Annotated in this window: 27 protein-coding genes; 20 read left to right on the plus strand and 7 right to left on the minus strand. The window is 39.7% G+C overall.

Annotation, left to right across the window (positions count from 1 at the left end):
• Nucleotides 1-199: 199 nt before the first annotated feature.
• From dinG to CDZ94_RS02225, 3 genes are read left to right on the plus strand one after another with little or no spacing between them, the layout of a single operon-like run.
• Nucleotides 200-3016: an ATP-dependent DNA helicase DinG gene (gene dinG / locus CDZ94_RS02215; protein WP_096434903.1), complete on the plus strand. Its 2817-nt coding sequence runs from the start codon at nt 200-202 to the stop codon at nt 3014-3016.
• Nucleotides 3017-3058: 42 nt separating this feature from the next.
• Entirely contained in the window at nt 3059-3979 is a 921-nt protein-coding gene (locus CDZ94_RS02220) for a ComEC/Rec2 family competence protein (RefSeq protein WP_096434904.1), read from the plus strand.
• Nucleotides 3980-4017: 38 nt separating this feature from the next.
• The gene (locus CDZ94_RS02225; RefSeq protein WP_096434905.1) at nt 4018-5328 is read left to right on the plus strand and encodes an amidohydrolase; all 1311 of its coding nucleotides are present in this window, start codon (nt 4018-4020) and stop codon (nt 5326-5328) included.
• Between the two features lie 56 nt (nt 5329-5384).
• Here the strand turns inward: CDZ94_RS02225 and CDZ94_RS21125 are convergent, their stop codons facing one another.
• A complete protein-coding gene (locus CDZ94_RS21125) occupies nt 5385-5555 on the minus strand; it encodes a hypothetical protein (protein WP_157811994.1) in 171 nt (56 codons plus the stop codon).
• Nucleotides 5556-5698: 143 nt separating this feature from the next.
• Here CDZ94_RS21125 and CDZ94_RS02230 point away from each other — a divergent pair, with 143 nt between their 5' ends.
• The 7 genes from CDZ94_RS02230 (at nt 5699) to CDZ94_RS02260 (ending at nt 11148) form a co-directional block, all read left to right on the plus strand.
• Entirely contained in the window at nt 5699-5872 is a 174-nt protein-coding gene (locus CDZ94_RS02230; protein WP_096434906.1) for a YpmA family protein, read from the plus strand.
• Nucleotides 5873-5887: 15 nt separating this feature from the next.
• Nucleotides 5888-6400, plus strand: coding sequence for a cell wall elongation regulator TseB-like domain-containing protein (locus tag CDZ94_RS02235; RefSeq protein ID WP_096434907.1), 513 nt, complete (start codon nt 5888-5890; stop codon nt 6398-6400).
• Nucleotides 6401-6457: 57 nt separating this feature from the next.
• On the plus strand, nt 6458-7642 hold the full coding sequence (locus CDZ94_RS02240; RefSeq protein WP_096434908.1) for a pyridoxal phosphate-dependent aminotransferase: 1185 nt from the start codon (nt 6458-6460) through the stop codon (nt 7640-7642).
• A gap of 157 nt (nt 7643-7799) precedes the next feature.
• Nucleotides 7800-9089: an asparagine--tRNA ligase gene (gene asnS, locus CDZ94_RS02245; protein WP_096434909.1), complete on the plus strand. Its 1290-nt coding sequence runs from the start codon at nt 7800-7802 to the stop codon at nt 9087-9089.
• Nucleotides 9090-9262: 173 nt separating this feature from the next.
• Nucleotides 9263-9982, plus strand: coding sequence for a DnaD domain-containing protein (locus tag CDZ94_RS02250; protein ID WP_096434910.1), 720 nt, complete (start codon nt 9263-9265; stop codon nt 9980-9982).
• A gap of 15 nt (nt 9983-9997) precedes the next feature.
• Complete coding sequence (nth, locus tag CDZ94_RS02255) at nt 9998-10657, plus strand: endonuclease III (protein WP_096434911.1); 660 nt, start codon at nt 9998-10000, stop codon at nt 10655-10657.
• A complete protein-coding gene (locus CDZ94_RS02260) occupies nt 10654-11148 on the plus strand; it encodes a YpoC family protein (RefSeq protein WP_096434912.1) in 495 nt (164 codons plus the stop codon). The genes nth and CDZ94_RS02260 overlap by 4 nt, the downstream gene beginning before the upstream one ends.
• A 126-nt stretch (nt 11149-11274) precedes the next feature.
• Here CDZ94_RS02260 and CDZ94_RS02265 read toward each other — a convergent pair whose 3' ends face one another.
• Nucleotides 11275-13962, minus strand: a complete 2688-nt coding sequence (locus CDZ94_RS02265; protein WP_096434913.1) for a transglycosylase domain-containing protein — start codon at nt 13960-13962, stop codon at nt 11275-11277.
• Between the two features lie 60 nt (nt 13963-14022).
• Nucleotides 14023-14622 (minus strand): Holliday junction resolvase RecU, encoded by a 600-nt coding sequence (recU, locus tag CDZ94_RS02270; RefSeq protein ID WP_096434914.1) that lies wholly within the window; start codon nt 14620-14622, stop codon nt 14023-14025.
• A gap of 129 nt (nt 14623-14751) precedes the next feature.
• Here recU and CDZ94_RS02275 point away from each other — a divergent pair, with 129 nt between their 5' ends.
• Entirely contained in the window at nt 14752-15756 is a 1005-nt protein-coding gene (locus CDZ94_RS02275) for a DUF2515 family protein (protein ID WP_096434915.1), read from the plus strand.
• A gap of 121 nt (nt 15757-15877) precedes the next feature.
• Here the strand turns inward: CDZ94_RS02275 and CDZ94_RS21790 are convergent, their stop codons facing one another.
• On the minus strand, nt 15878-16006 hold the full coding sequence (locus CDZ94_RS21790; RefSeq protein WP_280951816.1) for a hypothetical protein: 129 nt from the start codon (nt 16004-16006) through the stop codon (nt 15878-15880).
• A 258-nt stretch (nt 16007-16264) separates the two neighbouring features.
• Here CDZ94_RS21790 and racA point away from each other — a divergent pair, with 258 nt between their 5' ends.
• From racA to CDZ94_RS02290, 3 genes are all read left to right on the plus strand, one after another.
• Nucleotides 16265-16798, plus strand: a complete 534-nt coding sequence (racA, locus tag CDZ94_RS02280) for a chromosome-anchoring protein RacA (protein ID WP_157811992.1) — start codon at nt 16265-16267, stop codon at nt 16796-16798.
• A 56-nt stretch (nt 16799-16854) separates the two neighbouring features.
• Nucleotides 16855-17226: a YppE family protein gene (locus CDZ94_RS02285; RefSeq protein ID WP_096434917.1), complete on the plus strand. Its 372-nt coding sequence runs from the start codon at nt 16855-16857 to the stop codon at nt 17224-17226.
• Between the two features lie 154 nt (nt 17227-17380).
• Nucleotides 17381-17842 (plus strand): TcaA NTF2-like domain-containing protein, encoded by a 462-nt coding sequence (locus CDZ94_RS02290; RefSeq protein WP_096434918.1) that lies wholly within the window; start codon nt 17381-17383, stop codon nt 17840-17842.
• Here CDZ94_RS02290 and CDZ94_RS02295 read toward each other — a convergent pair.
• Nucleotides 17834-18439, minus strand: a complete 606-nt coding sequence (locus tag CDZ94_RS02295; protein ID WP_096434919.1) for a trimeric intracellular cation channel family protein — start codon at nt 18437-18439, stop codon at nt 17834-17836. The two genes, CDZ94_RS02290 and CDZ94_RS02295, sit on opposite strands and share 9 nt — an antisense overlap.
• Nucleotides 18440-18591: 152 nt before the next feature.
• On the opposite strand from CDZ94_RS02295, the gene CDZ94_RS02300 reads away from it, so the two are divergent.
• A complete protein-coding gene (locus CDZ94_RS02300) occupies nt 18592-18852 on the plus strand; it encodes a DUF2524 family protein (protein WP_096434920.1) in 261 nt (86 codons plus the stop codon).
• Nucleotides 18853-19153: 301 nt separating this feature from the next.
• On the opposite strand, the gene CDZ94_RS02305 is transcribed toward CDZ94_RS02300, so the two are convergent.
• Entirely contained in the window at nt 19154-19237 is an 84-nt protein-coding gene (locus tag CDZ94_RS02305) for a YjcZ family sporulation protein (RefSeq protein WP_100831959.1), read from the minus strand.
• Between the two features lie 168 nt (nt 19238-19405).
• On the opposite strand from CDZ94_RS02305, the gene CDZ94_RS02310 reads away from it, so the two are divergent.
• Nucleotides 19406-19975, plus strand: a complete 570-nt coding sequence (locus tag CDZ94_RS02310; protein ID WP_096434922.1) for a cysteine hydrolase family protein — start codon at nt 19406-19408, stop codon at nt 19973-19975.
• Nucleotides 19976-20204: 229 nt separating this feature from the next.
• Here the strand turns inward: CDZ94_RS02310 and CDZ94_RS02315 are convergent, their stop codons facing one another.
• Nucleotides 20205-21449 (minus strand): YeeE/YedE family protein, encoded by a 1245-nt coding sequence (locus tag CDZ94_RS02315; RefSeq protein WP_096434923.1) that lies wholly within the window; start codon nt 21447-21449, stop codon nt 20205-20207.
• Nucleotides 21450-21959: 510 nt separating this feature from the next.
• On the opposite strand from CDZ94_RS02315, the gene CDZ94_RS02320 reads away from it, so the two are divergent.
• The 4 genes from CDZ94_RS02320 (at nt 21960) to CDZ94_RS02335 (ending at nt 24450) form a co-directional block, all read left to right on the plus strand.
• Nucleotides 21960-22289 carry a thioredoxin family protein gene (locus CDZ94_RS02320; RefSeq protein WP_157911688.1) on the plus strand — a complete coding sequence of 110 codons (330 nt, stop codon included), beginning with the start codon at nt 21960-21962 and terminating at the stop codon, nt 22287-22289.
• Complete coding sequence (locus CDZ94_RS02325; RefSeq protein WP_096434925.1) at nt 22286-22708, plus strand: TlpA disulfide reductase family protein; 423 nt, start codon at nt 22286-22288, stop codon at nt 22706-22708. Before CDZ94_RS02320 ends, CDZ94_RS02325 begins: the two co-directional genes overlap by 4 nt.
• Before the next feature lie 108 nt (nt 22709-22816).
• A complete protein-coding gene (locus tag CDZ94_RS02330; RefSeq protein ID WP_198520846.1) occupies nt 22817-23947 on the plus strand; it encodes a conserved virulence factor C family protein in 1131 nt (376 codons plus the stop codon).
• Nucleotides 23948-24225: 278 nt separating this feature from the next.
• Nucleotides 24226-24450 carry a hypothetical protein gene (locus tag CDZ94_RS02335; RefSeq protein ID WP_096434927.1) on the plus strand — a complete coding sequence of 75 codons (225 nt, stop codon included), beginning with the start codon at nt 24226-24228 and terminating at the stop codon, nt 24448-24450.
• Nucleotides 24451-24455: the final 5 nt, after the last annotated feature.

Below are 24455 nucleotides of genomic sequence, written 5' to 3' on the forward strand. Positions count from 1 at the left end.
GATCTATTGTTTTTTGAGCGTTTCTTAAGCTCAAATGATAAGTTGTTTGCAATAAATGGAGTTGAACGCTATCACTTCAGGCGTATCAAGGCAAGCAATTCACTTGCCTAACGCTCAATAAACAAAAAAGAACCTTTAGAAAACCTAATTAAATGATAAGATCGTCTTTATTGGGAAACGAGAGCTTGGAGGAACAATTATGAAACGGTTCGTAATTTTAGACGTGGAAACAACAGGTGTGTCTTATAAAAAGGGAGATCGCATCATTCAAATGGCCTTTGTTGTCATGGAAGGCAATGAAGTGAAAGATCGCTTTACGACCTATTTAAATCCTGGACAACCGATCCCATCCTTTATTAAGTCTTTAACAAAAATTAACGATCAGATGGTCGAAGAAGCACCGTTCTTCAGCGAGGTGGCTCCAACGTTACTAAGGCATCTGGACGGTGCTTTTTTTGTTGCTCATAACGTGAATTTTGACTTGAGGTTTATTAACGAAGAATTAGAAGCGGCGGGTTATGAACCTTTTGAGGGTCCCGTGCTTGATACAGTGGAGCTGGCCCGGATGGTATACCCTACTGCCGATGGTTTTCGACTTACGCAATTAAGTGAAGAATTCGATCTTGATCATACGAAGCCACACAGGGCTGATAGTGATGCTGAAGTGACAGCCAAACTACTTACTGACCTTTTCGCTGCTTTTAAACAATTACCACTTGTGACGTTACAGCAAATTAAACGTCTTGCTCATACATTATCAAGTGATTTGATGTCGTTACTCAATGAATGGATAGCTGAAAAAATCCAATACAATAATCAAGAAGATCGACAAATTGATATCTATCGGGGATTTGCGTTAAAGGCAATCCCTTCTATTCAAGAGAAGACAGTGGAAACAGAGCTCCAAGGGGATCGTTTTAATGAATTTATCGAGAATGTATTTAAGAATAAAACTGAAATGGAACGGGCGATTACCGGTTATGAAGATAGGACGGGCCAGGTGGATATGATGGAAGCTGTTTTTGAAGCCTTTAAGACTCGCCAGCATGGTTTGATTGAAGCCGGCACTGGTACTGGTAAAAGCCTTGCTTATCTTATACCGGCTGCCTTTACCGCAAACCAGTCAAAAAAGCCTGTTGTCATTAGTACATATACGATTCAATTGCAAGAACAGCTGCTTAAAAAGGATGTTCCTATCCTTCAATCTCTAATCCCTTTCTCGTGTAATGTGGCATTAATAAAAGGAAGAGAACACTATATTAGCTTGCAAAAATTTGAAGCTGTACTAGAACATGATCCATACGAAAATTATGATCGAAACTTATCTAAAGTCCAAGTTTTAGTATGGCTGACTCAAACTGAAACAGGAGATGTAGAAGAGTTGAACTTAGCTGCTGGAGCAAAGCGTTTCTGGTCTGACATTTGCGCTAACCGAGAAGATGAAGGTTCTCATACATGGTACCCGCGGTGTTTTTACCATCGGGCGAGACAACGAGCGAGGACGGCTGATTTAATAATCACTAATCACGCGCTCGTTTTATCTGACTTACATGGAGAGGGTGGACTGCTACCTAGTTACAAACGGATGGTTATTGATGAAGGCCATCATTTTGAGCGAGCCGCATCACACCAACTCGGTGAACGAATTGATTATGTCAGCTTTTCTCAGCTTTTGAACGAGGTAGGTACTGTCGATGGGAATGGGCTACTTTCAAATATTTCACGTACCGCAATGGATGACAAACAAATAACGCAACAAATTGACGACGTTGAATTAATTATAAAAAACACAAAAGCAGAAGTGAGTGAACTGTTTCTATTTTTACATCATTGGGCAAATAAGCATAAACGAAAACGTAATGAACGTGGGAAAATCAGTGTAACTTACGATCCTCGGAGTGAAGAGTGGCAGCAAGTAAAAGAAGCAGCCTCTCGTTGTGTCTTTTCATGTAATGATTCCCTGCACAATTTAATTAAACTTGCAGAAAAAATGGAGTACTATGAAAACCACCACAATATTCCGGAAAATCAAAGAAATCGTTTCAACAGTAGTTTCAGGTCGCTTACAATGATGATTGACCAACTTCATGAAGCTAAAGATACATTGAAAGACTTATTTCTGCATTGGGAAGAAAATAAGGTTTACTGGCTCGAAGCTGAATCAAGAGGGCCGAAACATATTGTCTCATTGCAAGCGCGTCCGATCGATGTTTCAGCGATTTTAGCAGATGATTTATTTACGAAAAAAGATAGTGTAATTCTCACTTCAGCGACATTAACGGTGAATCAGCGTTTTGACTATGTCATTGAAAACCTCGGACTTGAAGATTTTGCTTTGACAACATTAATGGTGAATTCGCCTTTTTCCTGGAAAGATCAAGTAAAATTGATGATTCCTAACGATATACCTTTGTTGAATAAGGTTGATGATCGAACGTACATCGAGGCGGTGGTCCTCCATTTATACCGTTTAGCTCAGGTAAGCGAGGGGCGGATGCTCGTATTGTTTACGTCTTATGATATGTTAAGGCAATGTCATGAGCTGTTAAAGGAGCTGTTAGACGAAGAATACATGTTAATTTCTCAAGGCATCCATAGTGGAAGCAGAACAAAGCTGACTAAAAGTTTTCAGCAGTTCCAAAAAGCGATTATGCTAGGTACAAGCAGTTTTTGGGAAGGCGTTGACATCCCGGGTGAAGATCTCAGCTTACTCGTCATGGCAAGGTTACCATTTACACCACCAGATGACCCGATCTATAAAGCGAAAGCTTCTCTGCTTGAAAGTGAAGGCAAGTCTTCCTTCATGGAACTTGCGATTCCTCAAGCGGTCATTCGTTTTAAACAGGGTTTCGGTCGACTCATTCGAAAAAAGTCTGACAAAGGGGCAGTTGTAATTCTTGACAGGCGGATTCATACTACGCGTTATGGTAAAATGTTTATAAAATCACTCCCTGATCTTGATATTGTGGAAGCTCCGATTGAGGGATTGGAAGCAGAACTGAAAGATTGGTTATAATGATATGTAGAATGAAAATACCTGTTTAAGGATCGATGTGAAGTGACTAGATTACTGACGAGAAAAACACTACCTTTATTAATTTTAGCCACGCTGCTGGCTTCTTTATTTTCAGTTGTTTCATATGCGGAGGAGGAAGTGGATGTTGAAATGAATTTGCACCCAAACGATCTCGCATACACGTTTTTTGATATCAATCATGGTGAATCGACTTTTATTCAAAACGGAAATGGTGAAAATACGCTTGTTGATACCGGACACCGGATAAGCAAACAGGAGTTAGCGGAGCGTCTGGAAATGTACCATGTGTCGCGAATTGATACAGTCATCATTACAAATAAACAAGCTGAATATACCGGTAATTTACTTTGGCTGCTAACTGAATATAATGTTGATAATATTTATATACCGAAACCAATGTATGAAGAGCTGCAGCCTTTACTGGCAAAAACAGAGCTTGACGTGATAGTGTATGAAACTAACGATGAGTTTACCGTGATGAAAGGACTTGAATGTGAGGTTTTATTTGTGGATACCCGGCCGGGAATCCATGAGGGAGCTTCGGTTTTAACATTTGAACATGAGGACCAAAAGCTTCTGTATATGAGCATCGCTGATGAGCAAATGGAAACGTATATTACTGATGAGCTATCAGTTGATTCTACCGTTCTTAAGGTGGCTGAATTTGCAAGCCCCAGAGGAACAAGTCAGAAATTACTTGATGAAGTAGACCCTCAAGTTGCTGTTATATTTCAAAATGGTGAGGAAACACCAAGCGCTACCGTACTTGAACGACTACAAGATACGTGGATTGAAATTTATCAGACAGCTCGCATCGGGACGGTTTCGATCAAGTGGAGTGAAAAGGATTATGAAATCTTTACGATTCGGCCACCTGAAAAGGATAACTATGAAAACATTGCGCAGCGGATCAAAACATTGTTCAGTTCAGAGGTCGATTGAAAAAATTGCATGTTGAACCTCTAAAAGGAGTTTAAATCATGGGGAAACAAATTGTATATAACGGCGTATTTGTAACATTAGAAACACAGGAAAAACCTGTTCGAGCAGGATACATGATAGTGAATGATGATAAAATTGAAGGTATATGGGAGGGAGAACCATCTGATACCCTGCTCAGTGGAGCAGAAAAAACAATCGATGCCACTGGAAAATGGGTTATGCCTGGCTTGATGAATACACACGGACATACTGGGAGTACTCTTTTGCGTGGAGCAGGTGATGACTTGCCCCTTCAAAAATGGTTAACGGACGTTATGTGGCCAATGGAAAAACAACTCACAAAAGAAATGACTCGAGCTGCAACGTCTCTTGCCATACTTGAAATGATGAAAAGCGGAACGACATCATTTTTAGATATGTACCATTTACATATGGATCAAACAGCAGAACTGGTGCTTACCTCACAAATGAATGGTGTTTTATGTCGTGGAATGATTGGGCTATGCTCTGTTGAAGAACAAAAAGATAAATTGACAGAATCATTAGCACTATATGATTCCTGGAATGGAGCAGGTGAAGGCAAATTGAAAGTGATGTTGGCACCTCATGCACCATACACTTGTCCACCCGATTTTCTAGACATGATCATTTGTGCAGCAAAAGACAAGTCTATACCTCTGCATACACACCTAGCAGAAACACGAAAAGAAGTACATGACCATGTTGAAAAATACGGAAAACGTCCAGCTGAACATTTACATGAACTTGGCTTTTTTGATGGATCATCACTTATTGCACACGGGGTCCATTTATCGGAAGATGAGCTGGATTTACTTGCAGATAAAAACGTGGCTGTTTCGCATAATCCGATGAGCAATCTTAAACTGGGTTCTGGTATCGCTGATATAAAAAGAATGCGAGCAAAAGGTATTCGTGTTGCGATTGGAACGGACTCATCAGCTAGTAATAACAACCTTGACCTATTTGAAGAATTACGCTTTGCAGCGCTCATTCACAAAGGAACCAATGAAGACCCGACAGTTACGAACGCCTTTGATATTTTAAAAATGGGTACAGAAGAGGGCGCAAAGGCATTAGGATTCACGCATAAGGGTGTACTGGCAAAAGACTATGATGCAGATTTTATCTTTATTGACCCTCAAGCTGCCCATTTTATGCCGCTGGAGCAAAACCGAGTCCTTTCTCACCTTGTGTATGCTAGTAAAGGCAGCGATGTTACCGATGTATTTATCAAGGGGAAAAGAGTCGTACAAAACCGTGTAAGTTTAACTTTAGACGAAGAAAAAATTCTCTATGAAGCAAACCATATACTTGCCCCACTTATTTAGCTGACAAAATAAAACAACCTGCACGGAGCATGTGCAGGCGTTTAGGTGCAGGCAGGTTATTGGTATTGTTTTTCACATAAATCTGGAAACTTTGTCTGTCTAAAGCTGATCGAAATTGTGTTAAAATGATGAGGTCGATATGGTGAGTTAAGCGAGAAGTAACTCTTTTCCCAATCGTACCACTCTGCTGTACTCATGACTTGTACCTCTTCATGATCTTGCTTCACGCTCATTCCCCCTTTTGATTGAGCGGTATTATTATTATCACCTTAACCAAAAAGGTTATGATAGTTAATATTTCACCAGTGAGGGAAGCGAAAACCAAAGAAGTACGAAATGTGGAAACAAAATGGTCTGTAGGAGGAGTAATATGGAAAAAAAGCATATTGAAGCGTTAACCTCTGTAAAACTTGAGAAAAGTGAAGACTTATACAAAGTCGTTGATTCGCTTAACAGAACGTTAAAAGAGCGAAATTTGATGTTTGGGTTAGCGTTAGATGAAAAAGACCAAGAGAAAATGGTTTTTACGATTTATGAAACATAAAGCAGGTGAATAAGGTTGAAGCGTTGGTTAATAAGTATCACAATTGTATTACTTCTGATAAGTACCATCATGTCTTATGCGGTTTATCACTCTGTGCAGTCGAAAAAGGATGATGGATATGAAGAAGTAAAGGCATTTGCACAAAATGAAGGGCTTGTATCTTCTGTTGATCGTGTCCATTATTATAATGGAAACAGAGCCTTTCATATTATTGAGGGAGAAACTAATGAATCTGAGCCAGTTTATGTATGGGTTGAGCAAATAGAATCAGAAGATGAAAACGATGGAGCTGAACCGGTAGTTGTGACAAGAGCACAGGAAGCAGGCATTTCTAAAAGTGAAGCTCGACAAATTGCGGAAGAGAGACTTGATATTGATGAGTTGAAACAAATCCGTCTTGGAATGATTGGGCAAACCCCAGTATTCGAAATTGTATACATTGATACAGACGAACGTTATTCATTTTATTATATCAATTTTGAAGACGGATCATACATTCGTCACTATCAATTACGGCAAAACGGATAAAACAGATATTGTAAACCGAAACAACACATAAAGGTAAATTTGAAAGGAGCTGGAAAAATGAAGTTTTCACCGCGTGTTTCATCGATTACACCATCATCAACACTAGCTATCACAGCAAAGGCTAAATCTTTAAAGGCAGAAGGGTATGACGTCATTGGGTTAGGGGCAGGGGAGCCTGATTTCAATACACCAGTACATATCATTGAAGCAGCCTACCAGTCTATGACCGCAGGACATACTAAATATACACCTGCTGGCGGGATGGAAGCATTAAAACAAGCCATTTCCAACAAATTTAAATCAGATCAAGGGTTGTCCTATGGATTAACGGAGATTGTTGTCACAAGCGGGGCAAAACATGCTCTGGCTCTTTTATTTCAAACGATATTAAACGAAGACGAGGAAGTTATTATACCATCTCCTTATTGGGTGAGTTATCCTGAGCAAGTGAAAATTGCCGGTGGTAAACCTGTCGTTGTAGAAGGTCAGGAAGAGAACAACTTTAAACTCACACCTGAACAATTGGAGGAGGCGATTACTGAAAACACAAAAGCAATGATCCTCAATTCTCCAAGTAACCCAACCGGGGTAATGTATACTAAAGATGAATTACAAGCCCTCGGCAACGTTTGTATTAGACATAACATCTTGATTGTCTCTGATGAAATTTACGAAAAGCTGATCTATGATGGAGCTAAGCATACGTCTGTTGCTGAGCTGAGTGATGAATTAAAAGAACAAACTGTCATCATTAATGGCGTTAGTAAATCCCATTCAATGACGGGATGGAGAATTGGCTATGCTGCTGGTAACGAAAACATCGTGAAAGCGATGAGTACATTGGCAAGTCATACAACGTCAAATCCAGCTGTGATGGCTCAATACGGAGCTGTCGCTGCTTATAATGACGGCCATAAATCTGTAGAGGAAATGCGTCGATCGTTTGAAGCACGACTGGATGAAGTGTATGAGAGTTTAATTAACATTCCAGGATTCAGCTGTGTTAAGCCACAGGGAGCCTTTTACTTATTTCCGAATGTAAAAGAAGCAGTAGTCGCTTCCATATATGAAACGACGGATGATTGGGTTGCAGCTTTACTGGAGAAGGAAAAAGTGGCTGTAGTGCCTGGGTCTGGATTTGGGTCACCAGATAATATTCGCTTATCTTATGCCACGAGTTTGGATCAATTCAAGGAAGCGTTAGAAAGAATCAAACGCTTTGTAAAAAACTCTACCCGTTAACCAGAGGAAATATGCTATCGAGCCGGTTTTTACCGGGCTCGAGCTGTTGCACAAACGATCACGAGAGTTGTATAATGAAAATCGTGAATCATTCCATTCAAGTAACTTATATCACATAGAAGCCAAACAAGACGTTTACATAGTTGGAGGGAACGAAGTGAAAACAACAATCTCACAAGTAGGAAAACATGTAGAAGAAACGGTTACCATTGGAGCTTGGCTAGCGAACAAACGCTCCAGTGGGAAAATTGCTTTTTTACAACTGCGTGACGGCACAGGTTTTATTCAAGGCGTCGTAGTAAAAGCTGAAGCGGGAGAAGAAGTCTTTACACAAGCGAAAGAAATGACACAAGAAAGTTCATTGTACGTAACCGGAATCGTTCGTGAAGACGACAGAGCTCCTTCCGGATACGAATTAACGGTAACGGGAGTAGAGGTAATTAATGAGGCGAAGGACTATCCCATTACACCTAAAGAACATGGAACAGAGTTTTTGATGGATCACCGTCATTTATGGTTGCGATCTAAAAGGCAGCATGCGATTATGAAAATTCGTAATGAAATTATCCGGGCCACGTATGAATTTTTTCATGAAGAAGGCTTTGTAAAAGTTGACCCACCTATTTTAACTGGAAGCTCTGCTGAAGGTACGACAAACCTTTTCCATACAAAGTATTTTGATGAAAATGCCTACTTATCACAAAGTGGTCAGCTCTATATGGAAGCTGCTGCAATGGCGCTAGGAAAAGTATTTTCTTTCGGACCTACATTCCGTGCGGAAAAGTCAAAGACTCGTCGCCACTTGATTGAATTTTGGATGATTGAACCAGAGATGGCTTTCATGGATCACGATGATAGTTTGGAAGTACAAGAAAATTATGTAACCCATGTCATTCAATCCGTCCTTAAAAACTGTAAATTAGAGTTAAAAGCGTTAGATCGGGACACAAGTAAGCTTGAAAACATTGTGGCACCATTCCCTAGAATCACGTATGATGAGGCTATTGATATGTTGAAAAAAGACGGGCATGAAATCGAATGGGGTGAAGACTTCGGCGCTCCTCATGAAACAGCCATTGCCGAAAAGTATGATAAGCCGGTTTTCATTACCCACTACCCTGCCGATATAAAAGCCTTTTATATGAAGCCTGATCCAAATAGAGAAGAAGTTGTACTTTGTGCAGACTTAATAGCACCTGAAGGCTACGGTGAAGTCATCGGTGGTAGTCAACGAATTGATGATGAAGCTTTACTTAAGGAACGCTATCAAGAACACAATTTATCGGATGAGACCTACAAATGGTATATGGACCTTCGTACTTACGGCTCAGTTCCTCACTCAGGATTCGGACTTGGTCTAGAAAGAACAGTGGCCTGGATCAGTGGAACAGAGCATGTTCGTGAAACGATCCCATTCCCGCGTTTATTGAACAGGCTCTACCCATAACGTCTCATATATACGAGTAAAAGCCCTGATTCGGGGCTTTTTTCTTTCTTAAGCGCTGTTAAGATACGTTAGTTTTGTTGCTCTATAAGCAACAAACCAATCTTTAAAAAAGTACTTTATTAATAACCAGTTCATTAGAAGTTGGATGATATAATAGGATGGAGGTGGATCAAATGAACAATGAATTATCTGTACAGTTAATAATGAATAACCCATTATCTTTACCTGCTATCCTAGTGGAGTATTATGCAAAAATTGGCATTTCCGAACAGGAGATGATGCTTTTAATTCATGTAAAACACTTTGCTCAACAAGGTGATGCCTTTCCAACACCGACAGCCATTAGTGAAAAAATGAGTATAGATGCGTCCGAAACCGCACATTTACTACGTGAACTAGTGCGAAAAGGATTACTTGGAATCGAAGAAGATCGCGATACTAACGGACGACTCGAAGAAAAATATTCGTTAGAGCCATTATATAAAAAAATTATCCGAAAAATAGAGGAAGAACAACTAATAAATAAAGAACAAACAATAAATGAAGAAGAAGGTCGAATTTTTAAACGATTTGAGGAGGAGTTTTCCCGCCCGCTTTCCCCGATGGAGATTGAAATGATTTCGATGTGGATGGATGAAGATCGTCATCCACCGATTTTAATTGAAGCAGCCTTAAGAGAATCGGTCGTATCAAGCAAGTTGAATTTTCGCTATATTGATCGAATTCTTTTTGAATGGAAGAAAAATGGTATCGAAACTGTACAGCAAGCGCGAGAATATGGAGAAAAAATCCGTCGCCACCGTCCTGCTTCAGCTTCTAAAAGCAGTGGAAATGACGGTCATAAAAGCAGTCAGCGTAGACATCCCACATTTAACTGGCTGGAAAATGATTAGTAAAGGAGGAAACAGATGCTCACAATTGGTCAAATAGAAGAAGTTTTGCAAACGATGGGGGACATGTTTCCTGATGCTGAATGTGAATTAACTCATTCTAACCCATTTGAACTAACGATCGCCGTCGTACTTTCTGCTCAAGCTACAGATGCGCTTGTTAATAAAGTAACGCCGGGTTTATTTACTAAATATAAAGAACCTGAAGATTATATTCAAGTCCCTCTTGAAGAGTTAGAGCATGACATTCGTTCTATCGGGCTCTATCGCAGTAAAGCGAAAAATATAAAAAAACTTTGCCAGTCGCTAGTAGAAAATTATAATGGGGAAATCCCTAATGAGCAAGACGAGCTTGTCAAATTAGCAGGAGTAGGCAGGAAAACGGCTAATGTTGTAGCGTCAGTAGCCTTTCATGAGCCTGCTATTGCTGTCGATACCCATGTAGAGCGAGTAAGTAAACGACTAGGAATATGCAGATGGAAAGATAGTGTTCTTGAAGTGGAAAAAACATTAATGCGGAAAGTTCCGATTGAAGAGTGGTCTGTTACCCATCACCGGATGATTTTTTTCGGGAGGTACCATTGTAAATCTCAATCCCCTCAATGCCCTGAATGTCCTTTGCTGCACTTATGCAGAGAAGGGAAAAAAAGAATGAAAAAACGCGGGATTGAGCTGTGAAAAGGCGCGAAACAGTACCGAGTGAGATGATTCGTCCACCCTTTTTTATGAAAGAAGGGGGGACAATTTCCAGTGATAACTGCATATTTCAAGAGGATATCCTATATCAAAATGGGTTTGGGACTGAAGGAGATTATCCGTGGCAAGAGCCAAGGACAGCTGTTGCTACCCTATATAAAAATTGGAAAGAAGTTGGCGAACCACAAATTACTTCATGCTTTAAAGAACGAAACCGAGAAAAAGCGAGACCTAAAATGATATGCTATTTAGCATGTTTTATTCAGGCGATGACTTGGGCGGAAGGAAGGCCAGTTTTATCATTAAAAAACATTGAAATGGATGTAGCTTCAACACCTTATGCCCCGATGAATAGTAAAGAGCGACTTTCATTTATTTTGGAAACAATAGATCATCATCAATCATTTATAGCGTTACAGCAGCTTTTTGACGAGGCAAATAAGAAATGGGCAGTGTACTTTATGAAAAGTTGACTGAGTTACTAACAGATTCTCCACTCCTCGGCTACATGTACTCTTATCAATAGAGCAAATACTGCCAATATACTATGTAAAACAAAGAAGAGCACCAAGTAAAAGGTGCTCTTCTTAATGTTTTATTTATTGTTCAGGCTCTTGCTCTGTATCATCTATTTCATCTTCATCACCAGAGTCACCATCCGTATCCTCATCATCTTCATCTTCATCGTCTCCATTGTCCTCTTCACCGTTCTCTTGTTGATCTTCTTCGTCCTCATCATCAGGTGGTCCGGCATGGTTAGGTGGATTGGCATGATCAGGAGGCCCGTTTCCTTGTCCAGGACCTTCATTACCTTCATCACCCTCATCTAACTCAGCCTCATCCTCTTCAAAAATTTCATCCGGGATGTCTTCGTCAACGAGATCATCTTCTTCAGGGACTGTAATGTCAACGGTTCCTGGGTCACTAGCTAGATCTTCATCCTGATCTGAGATAGCTGTAACACGAATCGTATACGTTTCGCCGTATTCAGGGTTGTTTAGCATGTATTCCCTGTCATTTGTAATCGTAATCGTTTCAAAATCTCCCTCTGGTCCTTGAATTTCAAGTTGGAAACTGAATTCATCAACTAAGTCGTCATCAAAGCTCCAACTTGTATAGATCGCATGTTCATCTTCATTGTATTCTGCTGTAACGTCAGGTGCAGGTAAATCATCAGCTTCGATTTCATATTCATCTGAGACGCTTGATGGTTCTGTTCCTTTTACGAAGTATTCATACGTTATTTCACTTTCAGGGGTGAAATCACTTGGTAAAAGACCTGTGCCTTTTTCAACACCAACTCTTACAACTGAATCCGGTTGTTGGAAATCAGACGTTTCCACACCTTCATGAGCGTGGCTCATCACTTCGCGGAATAAGTGTCGGGCAATAAGGTTCGATCCGTTGTCATTTCGAATGACACCATCAGAAGGGGAGTTATACCCGGCCCATACAGCCGCCGTATACTCTGTTGTGTACCCTGCAAACCAAGAGTCGCGAACTGCACCGACCCCTTCAGGTATGCTATACTCTTGCCGGTCTTCTGATGTAAAGTTTGATGAACCTGTTTTTCCGGCAACCGGTAAGCCAGATATCGCTGCTTGTTGTCCGGTTCCTTGTTGTACAACGGTTTTTAGCATGTCAGAAATCATAAAAGCAGTGTAATCTTCCATCACCTTTTCAGAATCAGGAGCTAAATTAATTGTTCTTCCGTCAGTATATTCAATGCGCTGAACGGTGTGAGGTCGGTTAAATTCGCCTCCGTTAGCAAATGCACCGTAGGCACCAGCCATTTGAAATGATGAGAGACCGTTGCTAAAACCGCCAAGTGAATAGGTTTCTCCCATTGAATCTAGTGGAAGCCCTAAGGACTCACCAAAAGCTTTTGATCTTTCTTGTCCTACTTCATGAAATGCCTTAACTGCAGGAACATTGAGTGATTGCTGAAGCGCATAACGCATCGAAACATCACCGTGATATTGTCGGTTAGCGTTACGAATCACTTGGTCTATCGTGTTGTATTTGTATTCTTCATCACGAATTTGATGGTAGGTCGACCATTTAAAATGCTCAATAGCCGGGCCATAATCCAAAATTGGTTTGATGGCCGAGCCTGGCTGACGGCGTGGCTGTGTTGCCCAGTTCCAACTGCGGACACCTTCTGCAGGCTGTCGTTTCCCTCCAATAGCGGTTACTTGCCCTGTAGACGAATCCATTAGTGTAATTCCAGCTTGGACTTGATCATCAGGGAAGTTAATGTAATTATTTGTTTGCATCACTTCTTCTACATGCTCTTGAGCATTTTGATCCAAGTTTGTATAGATTTTCATACCTGAAGTATAAATGTCGCTTGCTTCAACGCCATCAATCGATTCGACTTCAGTTAGCACACGATCAAGATAGGCTTGATAAGGGTAAGCTTCTTTATCGCTTTCCTCCAACTGATCCTCAACTGGAATATTCCGTGCTTCTTCAGCTTCCTCAGCGGTAATTTTCCCGTACTTCTCCATTTGGCTGAGAACGACATTACGTCTTTGTTCTGCCAGTTCCGGGTTATTAAATGGATTATACGCATTCGGACGCTGTGGGATCCCTGCAAGCAATGCCGCATCCGCAATCGTAAGCTCATCTAAGTCTTTATTGAAATAAAATTCAGCTCCTTCAACAATTCCATAGCGGTTTCCAGACATTAAAATGACATTTAAATACATTTCTAAGATTTGATCTTTTGTAAACTTTTGCTCTAAACGAACAGCTAAATATTGTTCCTGAATTTTTCGTGTAATCTTTTTATCAAAATCAAAGAATAGGTTCTTTACGACTTGTTGCGTGATCGTACTGGCGCCTTCAGCTCCGAACCCTCCAGTAACATTGGCGATAACTGCACCGCCGATTCGTCTTACATCAAGGCCGAAGTGATCATAAAATCGGATATCTTCAACGGCAATAATCGCGTCTTTCATAACATCGGGAACATCTTCAATATCGACAAGGCGCCGATTTTCTGACCCTGAAAGTGTCGTAACTAATTCTCCATCTATATCATAAATTTCCGGATTGTTGCTCATAATGAGTTTTTCTTCATCTAATGACGGGGCTCCGGCAATGATTGCAATGGCGGTAATCCCACCGGCAGCCATCATTACTAAGAATATGACTGTAAGGGCTGTGAGGATTTTTTTCCCTCTCGACTTTCCAGAACCTGTCCCTTTATTTTTTTTCGATTGTTTAGGTGTTTGTTGCTTTGCTTTTTTACGTTCTTGTCTTGTACGGTATTCATCTGACATAGTGCATCTTTCCTTTCATGCAACTGATGTTGCTTTCACTGTTTAAGAGTGAACACTTTCTTATAGTAGTGTTTTAAGAATAGATAAGTAATCAATTCTCGGCTGGAAACTAAGCGGGATGAGATGACCATAAGTTTCGATATCTTTTTTTCGAATGGATTTACGTTCTTGATCTCGTTCATCGTAAAAGCGGATTAAATGTTCTGCTTCTAAAAAATATACTTCATCGGTTAGTGTAAAGCGTAACAATGCAAAGGCAAAGCCTCCTTGTTCGAGAACACGTTTCATATGATCAATTTGGTGATCATGGAAGTTCTTAAATGGAAACGAGGTTTTATTTTTTGTTTCTTTCGCCTCGAAGTCAATGTATTTACCCTCATAAACACCATTGTAATCTGTAGTAGAGGGTTTTTGAAAATAAGCTTCCGTTACCACTGCAGCACTACGAGAAGGATAATGAACATTAACAATTTGAAGCGGTGTCGGTTTTTTATGAATGACCGCAATATTATGAGCGAGATAATATTCGTTTGTTGTATTAATGTCTTCTTCTAAAGTCATCCCACGATTACTGAACCGTGCATCCTTTTTGACGTCTTTTTGTTTGTTTACGTTTCGGTTTGGCGTAAATTTTTTTCCGTTTGGATAGCGGAAGGCCACATCCGTCACTCCCTTTCCATGAAGGTACGAACCATCAATATATATTACCATAATTAAAAGAAGAGACCATAGTCTTTATGACTATTTTTAGCTCATCCCAGCCATATTAAAAAGGGAGGGTGAACAGCTATGAACAAAAATGAACAGCGTATCATTGAAAAGGTGAAAGCTGAAATAGCTAAAGGTAACCTTGATAATATTTCACGTACTGTATTTTATCACCAATACAACATAAGAAACCCTGAAATAAAATGGTCCTATCTTGCTGGTTACGTGTCAAGAAATGCGGGATGGGCAATGACAGATCTATGCAGTAAACCATATCAGCAATTATTAAACGGTTCTTTACGTAAGCGATTATTTATGGCCTATGAACGAGCCAATTGGCTCATTTTTTCTGATGCTTTTCCACAATTGTTGATTTATGAACAGTCAAAACGGGATGGAGAGCCATACTTTCATTTACTTTCCCATTTTGGCGTTAGTCAATGGATTGTAAAAAAATGGTGTGAATTTTGGAGAAAAAAAAATGAAGAAAAACTGTTAGTTGCTCAAATTGTCAATGAACAGGCAATCATTCAAAAGCCGGTGATTGACCAGGCATTTTACCGGAAGTATGTGTTTAAAACGAGTGCCTTTAAATGGCAGGATCGACTGCACTTTAGTACTGTATTATTTCCTACAAAAGAAGGTCAGATTTTTGGCTGCTCAGTACATAACTTCACCCAAATTGAAAAGCGTGTCGAGCTTGGGAGAAAGTTAGCTTGGATTTTGTTTCATGCACCTGAAAGAGAAGCCTTGCGTCAGTTCCATGAATCGGTTGTTCATAGTGGCTCTCGTCATGATTATCAACAATTTTCAGCTAGAAGATACCCTAAAACACCGATTTTGCGATGGGCTTTTCCAGTGGTTCGCCACAACCGGGAGTATGATGATGATTGGGTAGATTACCTGGGATTTAACCCTAATCGCCTCGTAGTACCACTGGAACTAGTGAAGAAGTACAATTTAACAGATTGGTACGAAGGGAAGGTTAATCAGCTGCAAATGGCTGCAATAGTAGAAAGGTTTTATAATTGGGTATCAGATCGTACTTTTAATAAGAAGGAAAGTCGTCTAAGGAAAACAAAATAATAAATTGTGTTTTTTCTTGGGAAAAAGCGTTATATCTAATGCTCGAAAACAACAAAGATAACCATGCCGTGAGAGAAGACGAATTCAAAAGGTGCCGTCATTCGGCACCTTTTGATTGGAATTAAGTAGAAGGTTGGTTTGGCCCCTCTGTTTTTTTGTCACCGTAACCGGCTTTTGAATTTTGTACCTGGCGATTTTTAGCTTCTTGTTTTGCTTGTGCTGGATTTTGTGGATTACGTTTTTGTTTCATCATTTTCTCCTTTCTTATAGGGATGCTCAAAAGGTAAAAGAAGTTGTCGAATTGCTCTCCTTACTGACCGCTATTTTGAACATCTATTTTTTTACACTCTTTAGTTTGTGATTTTCCGTCGAATTCATGTGTTTTTCCTGACTAATCATCTATTGTTCACTTTCTTTGCCGAATCACTTCTAGTTTTGTCAAGGGTAGAGGAAGTTACAAATGAAAGAGAGAATGTATGTAGCAAACGAAAGCAAGGGGGAATCACGAATGGCAACAGCTTTCAAAACAAAATCGGTCGCAGAGAGACTTGGTGTTAACCCGACGACGGTTCAAAGGTGGATAAAATATTTTAAACTTGATTGTGAGATGAACGAGCTTGGTCATTACGTGTTGACAGAAGATACCGTACACACGTTGCAGGTTATTCATAAACAATTAAGTGAAGGAAAAAAACTAAAAGACGTAAAACTAGGTGGAACTAAAGAGCCAATCAGGGATAAAGAGATGGTAGCAAGTCATGTATTTAATGATCGTTTTGGGCAAATTCTCCTTCATGTAGATCAACTAGAAAAGAAGTTATCTGAAAAAGCCGATGAAGTGGTCGAGTATCAGATGCTTCAACATCGTCAGGAAATTGATGACCTTGCAGATTTATTGAAGAAAGTCGATAAACGTCTACAAAGCTTGGAACATTCTATTTCTGAAAAAGAAAATCAAGTCGTTTATTTAAATAACCATAAAAAACCTAAAGGCCCGAAGAAAAAAATGTTCTCTAATATTTTTTCTTTTATTCTAAAATAATGGTATGTTTTCCCTTTCTTATTCACTTCTGATAGGATAGAGAGGGAGGTGAAAGGATGACAACAGAGGTTCACAAACTAGAAGTATTAACTGACCGCTTACTTGTTTTAAACAATGAGGCTTTCAACCATTTTGAGAATTATGCTAAACAAAAACAAAACGCAGATTTCGCAACTTACGTAAAGCCTTTCGCTGATGATGTAAAAGAAGCTAGTGATCAATGGTTACCTTTGGCATCGGTTTTTGTTATTAAAACCAAGCCCAAATATCTTCACGATAAGCAAATTCAGACGGCACATGAAAATTTGACAATTTCTTCTGTTACTTGCTTTCAAGCAGATACAAAAAAGAAAAGGTTCGTTGAGATGAATAAGTCTGTTCGATATACATTAGAATTGCTCAAAGAGGCGATTGAGAAAAACCAATGACCGGTTTGTCATTGGTTTTTTGCTATGAAGTAATTATCTCTGTAACCTGAAGGGAAAATCCGCTATACTAACTAGGGAGACCCGAACTTATTTAGCCAGAATGTGATTCTACTCAAAGAATCAGATAAAGATAGTAAGAAGAGGAAGTGTCATTGTGAAGCTAAGTTTAATTATTCGTAGTGTATTTTTTCCGATGGTCATTCTTTTTATGATGGTAGGTTGTGATGACCAAATTGTTTGGGATCAGGCAGAAGAAGAGTCCGAAAAAAATGTAGAGGAATTTATCGTTGAATACAGAGAAGCTTGGAATGAAAGCTTATCGACTCAATCTTTTTCTATTGTAGAACCTTACCTCTATCCGAACTCACAGTATTATCATATGAAGCGCCGGACACACCAAGAATATATGTCGCAAAGAGTAGTTGAAGAGACGTTGGAGCTAAATGTGCGCTCTGTTGAGAAAAGTGAAGACGGTGAATACCGTACTGTAGTTGAAGAGAAAGTTTTAAAAAGCGGTGGAGAAGAAGGAGAAGAAACCCGTTTAAGAATGTATTATTTACTACCGTTTAAGGATCAATATCGTGTGACACAGATGGAGCGTCAGGAATTATCCTGACGCTTTAACATTTTTATGAGGTAACTGCCAACGATATTGCACTGATAACATTCTAAGGGTAACAATAGCGACGAGTAGAATAAGTAATTGCCACATTGCTTGTATTTCAGTGATTCCAATAACAAGCCCGCCAAAAATGGCCCAAAGCACGTAAATGTCGCTGCTGAATACAAGTGGTTTTCTTCCGGCAAGGACGTCACGGACGATCCCTCCTCCAGTACCTGTGAGCATTGCTGCAACAATCACTGCACTTAAAGGAAGCCCCATTCCTTGAGCAAACAGCGCCCCTTGAATAGCAAATGCCGCTAAACCAATCGCATCAAATAAAATTCCCCATTTTAACCATTTATTAATCCAAATAGGAAAAATAAAAGCCAGTGTCATGACCACAATGGCAATCGTAAACAAAGTTCCTTGTTCCCATAAAGCTGTTACAGGAAGGCCGATGAGGAGGTTGCGGATTGCTCCTCCGCCAAAAGCAGTTACCAGACCTAATATATATACACCCATGATGTCATAGTCTTCTTCCATTGCAACAATGACACCACTTAATGCAAATGCAATTGTACCAATTACGTTAAATAATTCCCAAGTCAACTTCCTCAATCCTTTCTGTCCCAAATAAAAATAACACGGTCTCGCGGTAATGCCAATCTTTTTTTCGCTTTATACAGAAGGAATAGGATAAATACATATAAATAGCACATCCTACTAATTAATAAGATGTTTGAAAAGATGGGGTGTAAAATGTGACAAACTATAATGACATGGAGCAGACAATTTCTGAAATTCGTACAGTAATGGAAGAAGCGGAAGCTCAACTTGACAATTCTAAACGGGTCCAGCCTGGAGACCCTGTTGACTTTACTGAGGCACAACGACATTTACAAGAAGTCCATTTAGAATTGGAAAAGTTAATGATTAGCGCCAATGCCGAACAAAGAGACCAATTAGTTCGAGTCGAACAGCAAATTCACCAACTGCAAAACCGAATGATCCTAGGCATTTAAACAAAACAGTGTACTTTGAAGAAGGCTGTCACGCTATGCGTGACAGAGCCTTGAAGAAAGAACTTATAGAAGTCAGTTATCGTAAACTTGTGCTTGACTAAAGCTCAAAAGCAAATATCAACATTAATTAAGAATTAAGAAATTATAAAAATCTTGGTTTCGATGTCTAGAGTATGGCGCCACCGGCTCGTGTCAAGCTAACGCTGTTTTTCTTATATGAATTTTTAAAAGAGCATTACATCACCAGAAATAAAAAAGAAAGGCTGGTTTCCGTATTAACGGAAACCAGCCTTTAATTATTTTAGTAAACGTAAGCGGACCCTACGATAACGAGTAGGATAAACAACACTACAATTAACGCAAAACCACCATAATATCCGGACATGAAACAAGACCTCCTTTGTTTCATAAGATTGTTTATTCATTTACAACATATGATAAAAGTGGAGAAGCGTATAGGCGAGTATCTTTTTGTAGTTGTAATTTTCTTAAACCGTGCTCTAATGTGTAATAATTGGTATAATAAAGAGAATTAGGACAGGGAGGTAGGCCAATGCGTGCATTTATTGTGGTTGATTATACGCATGATTTTGTAGCAGAGGACGGACGGCTCACTTGTGGAGAACGAGGTCAACAAATTGAAGATAGAATTACACAGTTAACCAACCAGTTTTTTGATTCAGATGATTTTGTTGTAATGGCAGTAGATGTCCATGATGAAAACGATCATCATCACCCAGAATCGAACCTTTTTCCTCCCCATAATATTCGCGGGACAAAAGGACGTAAGCTCTACGGAAAACTAGGAGAATTTTATGGGGAAGCAATAAAAAAGGAATACGGAAATCTACTTTGGATGGATAAAACACGCTATAGTGCTTTTGTTGGAACTGACCTAGAACTTAAATTACGCGAACGCTCAATCAATGAAATTCATCTTGCAGGGGTATGCACGGACATTTGTGTATTGCATACAGCAGTTGACGCCTTTAACAAAGGATTCAAGGTCGTCATCCACAGTGATGCTGTTCAAAGTTTTAATGAAACAGGTCACGATTGGGCTTTAACTCACTTTAAGTTAACATTAGGGGCGAAGGTAGTAGAAAAAGGAGTAGAGGTATAGCGGTACTCCTCCAATATTAGTGCGTGTTCAAAAAGGAGCATAAAAAGAGGCGAGTAGGTCGAGGTGGTTTTTAGCAGGAGATCCTATTCTCCGACAGCTATTTTTAGCGGACTTTTTGAACATCCTCTATTAAGTAAGAAAATACGACTCTCTGAATTGTGAACAAAAGAGGACACTCCATAGGGAATGTCCTCTTTTAAAAAGCTGCAGGCTATTTCGCAGATCAATTTTAACAAAAGCGATCATCACGTTTCGGGTTTTTAAGGCCGAATAATGGTCTAATGAAAAGAGCAACGTACGTACCTAACATACCAAATAACATCCAAAGCCAACCGTGTACACTAAAGGAAGCAATACCTCCAAAGTAAGCCCCGATATTACACCCGAATGCTAGACGTGCGCCATACCCCATTAACATCCCACCAAGAATGGAAGCCATGGCAATTTTAAAAGGTATCTTTTTTGTGAAGCTAAAGATTCCTCCCGCGGCAGCAGCCATAAAGGCACCAACCATGACACCAAAATTCATGACACTTGTCGAGTCTTTAAAAACGGATTCCTCTAACTGCTGCGGATTTCCATTTGCCCAGTATCCCCACTGCAGGACATCAATACCTAGAAGTTGTGCTACTTTTGAGCCCCAAAGAGCAAAAGCTCCGGTAATTCCCCAAGGCTGTCCGCGAACCATTAATGTTAGTGCGTTAAATAGCGCCAAAACAATTGCAGCTACCCAAATTGGCCATGCACCACGGATCATTCGTTTCCAGCCTTGAGTCGTGGGAAGAACTTGCATTGACGGCGGACGACGTTTTTTTCTAACATAAAGTGTGAGAATGATTACGCCTCCGAAAATGATCATTTGTAAAACCCATGCTCCAAGGTAACCGAGGCCAGTATCTTCAGCAAGCGAAATACCTGCTAAGTTTGGCATGTCTTCAGTCCAGAATTCAAAATGCCATGCTCCGAATACTGAACCAATTATAAAGCTAATAAGCACTAAAATCATCGAAGATTTTCCGCCGCCAAGAGAATACAAAGTACCTGAAGCACAACCATTCCCGAGCTGCATCCCTATTCCGAAAAGAAAGGATCCAACAATCACGCTTGTCCCTACCGGAGAAACAAACCCAGCAGGGTCGACTCCGAAGAAGCCGATGCCAAAATGTAAAATCGGTGCAAAAAGCGTAATTGCGACTGCTAGCATTAGCATATGTGCTCGCAGTGCCTGACCATTTCCTACAGCTATAAATCGTCTAAAAGCTGACGTGAAACCAAACCGGGCATGGAATAATGCATAACCGAATACTAAGCCGAAGCTGAGCAAGATTACCATCTGAACACCTGAAACCAGATAACTGACTAACGCAAGCAACAGAAAGGCGATGCTTCCTACTAAATAGTGAGTTGTCTGCATAGGAGGTAATGGTGTTGTGGTTGCTGACTCTTGTTTTGCTGCTGATTCTTTTATGTTCATATTACCACCTCTTAATTAATTCCTATATGACTTATCGGAATTGAATCTTTTACGTATAATAACCTATAATGAATTTGTTGTAAACCAAAATCTTGATGCTTCAAAAAAGGGAATAAATTTTATATAGTATTGAATCAATCTTTGCATTTTTATTAGAATAGCAAATGAAACAACAGTAAACACCTGCTTATGAGGTGGGGAGTCTTTTGTTATACTAGCAAGAAACAGGATCTTACGAGGGAGGCTAGAAATTGAAGTACATAGACCTACACAATCATAAAAAGAAAAGATGAATGTATGGCCTGGTGACACACCATTTCAAGATGAACGAACGATGGAAACGAAAATCGGTGATAGTGTGAATGTAGGAAAGCTCACAATGAGTACCCCCATGTAGATGCTCTTTGCTTTTCCTCTGCGCATTGATGGTGGAGATGGCAGTCTTGTACGTGCGACTTTAAAGAAACTAAAAATGGATAAATGATTTGGTGAGTGGAGGAGGATCGTCGGTTGATATCGTGTCATTCAGAATTAGAACTTAAGAACCTTATTAAACAAGGGAATGTTCTCGTTTATTTTTATACTCCGATGTGCGGGACTTGTGAGCTGGCGCACCAGTTTTTAACTTTGGTGGAACCATTATTTGATAATGTTACTATTTATAAATGTAACTTATCCTATTTTACAAACCTTTCGATTCGCTATGAAATACAAAGTGTACCTTGTGCAATTTTATTTCGTAATGGAACAGTTTTAAATAAAATATACGCATTTCAATCAGTGACAAATATTTATGAACAGTTACAAGTAGCATATCAAAATCAGGAGGGGTCATCATGAAAGCTCCAGAGTTTACGCTTATAAATCCAATGACAAATGAAACAGTATCGTTAACGGACTTTGATAATAAAGCAGTCTTAATAACCTTTTGGGTTTCCTGGTGTCCTGACTCTAAGCTTGATCTTCCAAACAAAGAACAGCTTTATAAAGCAATGAAAACAAATGAGTTAGACATGGTAATGGTGAACGTTGTCGGAAGAGAAGGCACGCAAGAGGCAGGCATCGATTATTACCAAGAACAAGGATTTACGTTTCCGATGTTGATTGACGAGAAAACGAAAACGTATGATGCATACCATTGTATGAGCGTGCCGACGACATTTCTCCTAAATAAACAACATGAGATTGCAGGCAGATTTAATGATAAAGCATCATTTCAGGAAATTTTAACAAGTATCGGCAAGGTATTGGAGCAGTGAGAAATTATTTCAAAGCTTGAGCAGTCCCTTCAGAGCGTGGATTGTTTGGGTGTTCGGTAAGCTTGTGTTACGATTTAATCGAGAAACACTCAGAAAGGGGTAAAAATAATGAAGATTAAAGCAATTGAGCCTACACCAAGTCCAAATACAATGAAACTTACACTTAGCGAATCATTACCTCAAGGAAAGAGTCATAATTTCACAGCAAAAAATCTCGATGATGCCCCCTCCTTTGTGAAGGATCTTTTTACTATTGAAGGGGTAAAGGGTGTTTATCATGTTGCAGACTTTATTGCTGTTGAAAGAAATGCTAAAGTCGACTGGAAAGTAATTTTGCCTAAAGTACGTCAGGTTTTTGGCGAAGACGCCGAAGAAGAGGAAGAAGAAAAGGTTGAAGTAGATGAACATTATGGGGAAGTGAATGTCGCTGTTCAATTGTTCAAAGGGATTCCGATGCAAGTAAAAGCATCAACAGGGGAAGAAGAAGTAAGAGTTGGGTTACCTGGTGCATTCCAAGAAGCGGCTATGAACGCCCAGCTCCCGGATGATAATGTCGTTCTGCAGCGGAAATGGGCTGAACAAAAACCTCGATACGGTGATTTGCAGGATGTAGCTGACGAAGTAGCTGAAGAGCTTGAGGCAGCATATACTGATGACCGTCTAAGCCGGTTAGTTAAGGAAGCTCACAATGATTCACCTGCGGAAATAGCGGGTAAAAAAGAATGGTTAAAAGTAACCCCTGAGATGCTTGACGACCCTGACTGGCGTAAAAGATTTGCCGTTTTTGAACAAATGAACCCTACATTAGATGACCTACCTGTTATTGAAAAGGCGCTACAAGATGAGAAAGCTTCAATGCGTCGATTAGCTACTGTATATTTAGGGATGATTGAAGACGAAAAGGTCCTTCCTTATTTATACGAAGCGTTAAAAGATAAATCCGTAACAGTAAGGCGAACAGCCGGTGATACGTTTTCCGACATTGGAAGTCCAAAGGCAATTCCTGCGATGATTGATGCACTTAAGGATAAAAATAAGCTTGTACGCTGGCGGGCTGCAATGTTTTTATATGAAGTCGGTGACGAGTCCGCGATCGAGGCTCTGAAAAATGCACAAGAAGACCCAGAGTTTGAAGTCAGTATGCAAGTGAAGTTAGCTCTTGCTCGAATTGAAGGTGGAGAAGAAGCTAAAGGTTCGGTTTGGAAACAGATGACAGAGACGATGCAAAAAGATCAATAACATTTAACAAGAGGGTGTTTCAAAAGGTCAAACTAAACTTTTTGAGACCCTTTTCTTGTTTTTTAGAAAGTTTTATTACTCTAAAGGAGTTGATTTGCAGTATGCAAGTGTCACATGAACGGTGTTCGTTCTCAAGGGAAAAACATTCTTGAGACTTAAAAACATGCGAGCTAACGCTGTTTTTTCTTATAAATTTGTAATAGAGGTAAAAAATCAGCTATGATAGGATAGAATTGGTAGTAGTGTTACTAAAATAGACAGAATAAAGGAGTAAAAAAATGGAGAAACAAGCTGTGATGAAAGAGTTGGAAGAAAATAATTATACTGAAGTTCTAGATCTTATTGAAGATGCTGAAAAAGGAAAGTTAGAGGAGTTGGAATTAGCTAAATCTCTCGGGCTATTACGTGATGAGCAATTAAATAAAGCTGTCATACAAATACTAAAAGACGAAGGTGTACACGTATACTTTGTAGATGAAAACACTCCATTTGATAAGGAATAGTGGTC

The sequence above is a fragment of the Alteribacter populi genome, assembly GCF_002352765.1.
In the GTDB taxonomy this organism is placed as follows: domain Bacteria; phylum Bacillota; class Bacilli; order Bacillales; family Salisediminibacteriaceae; genus Alteribacter; species Alteribacter populi.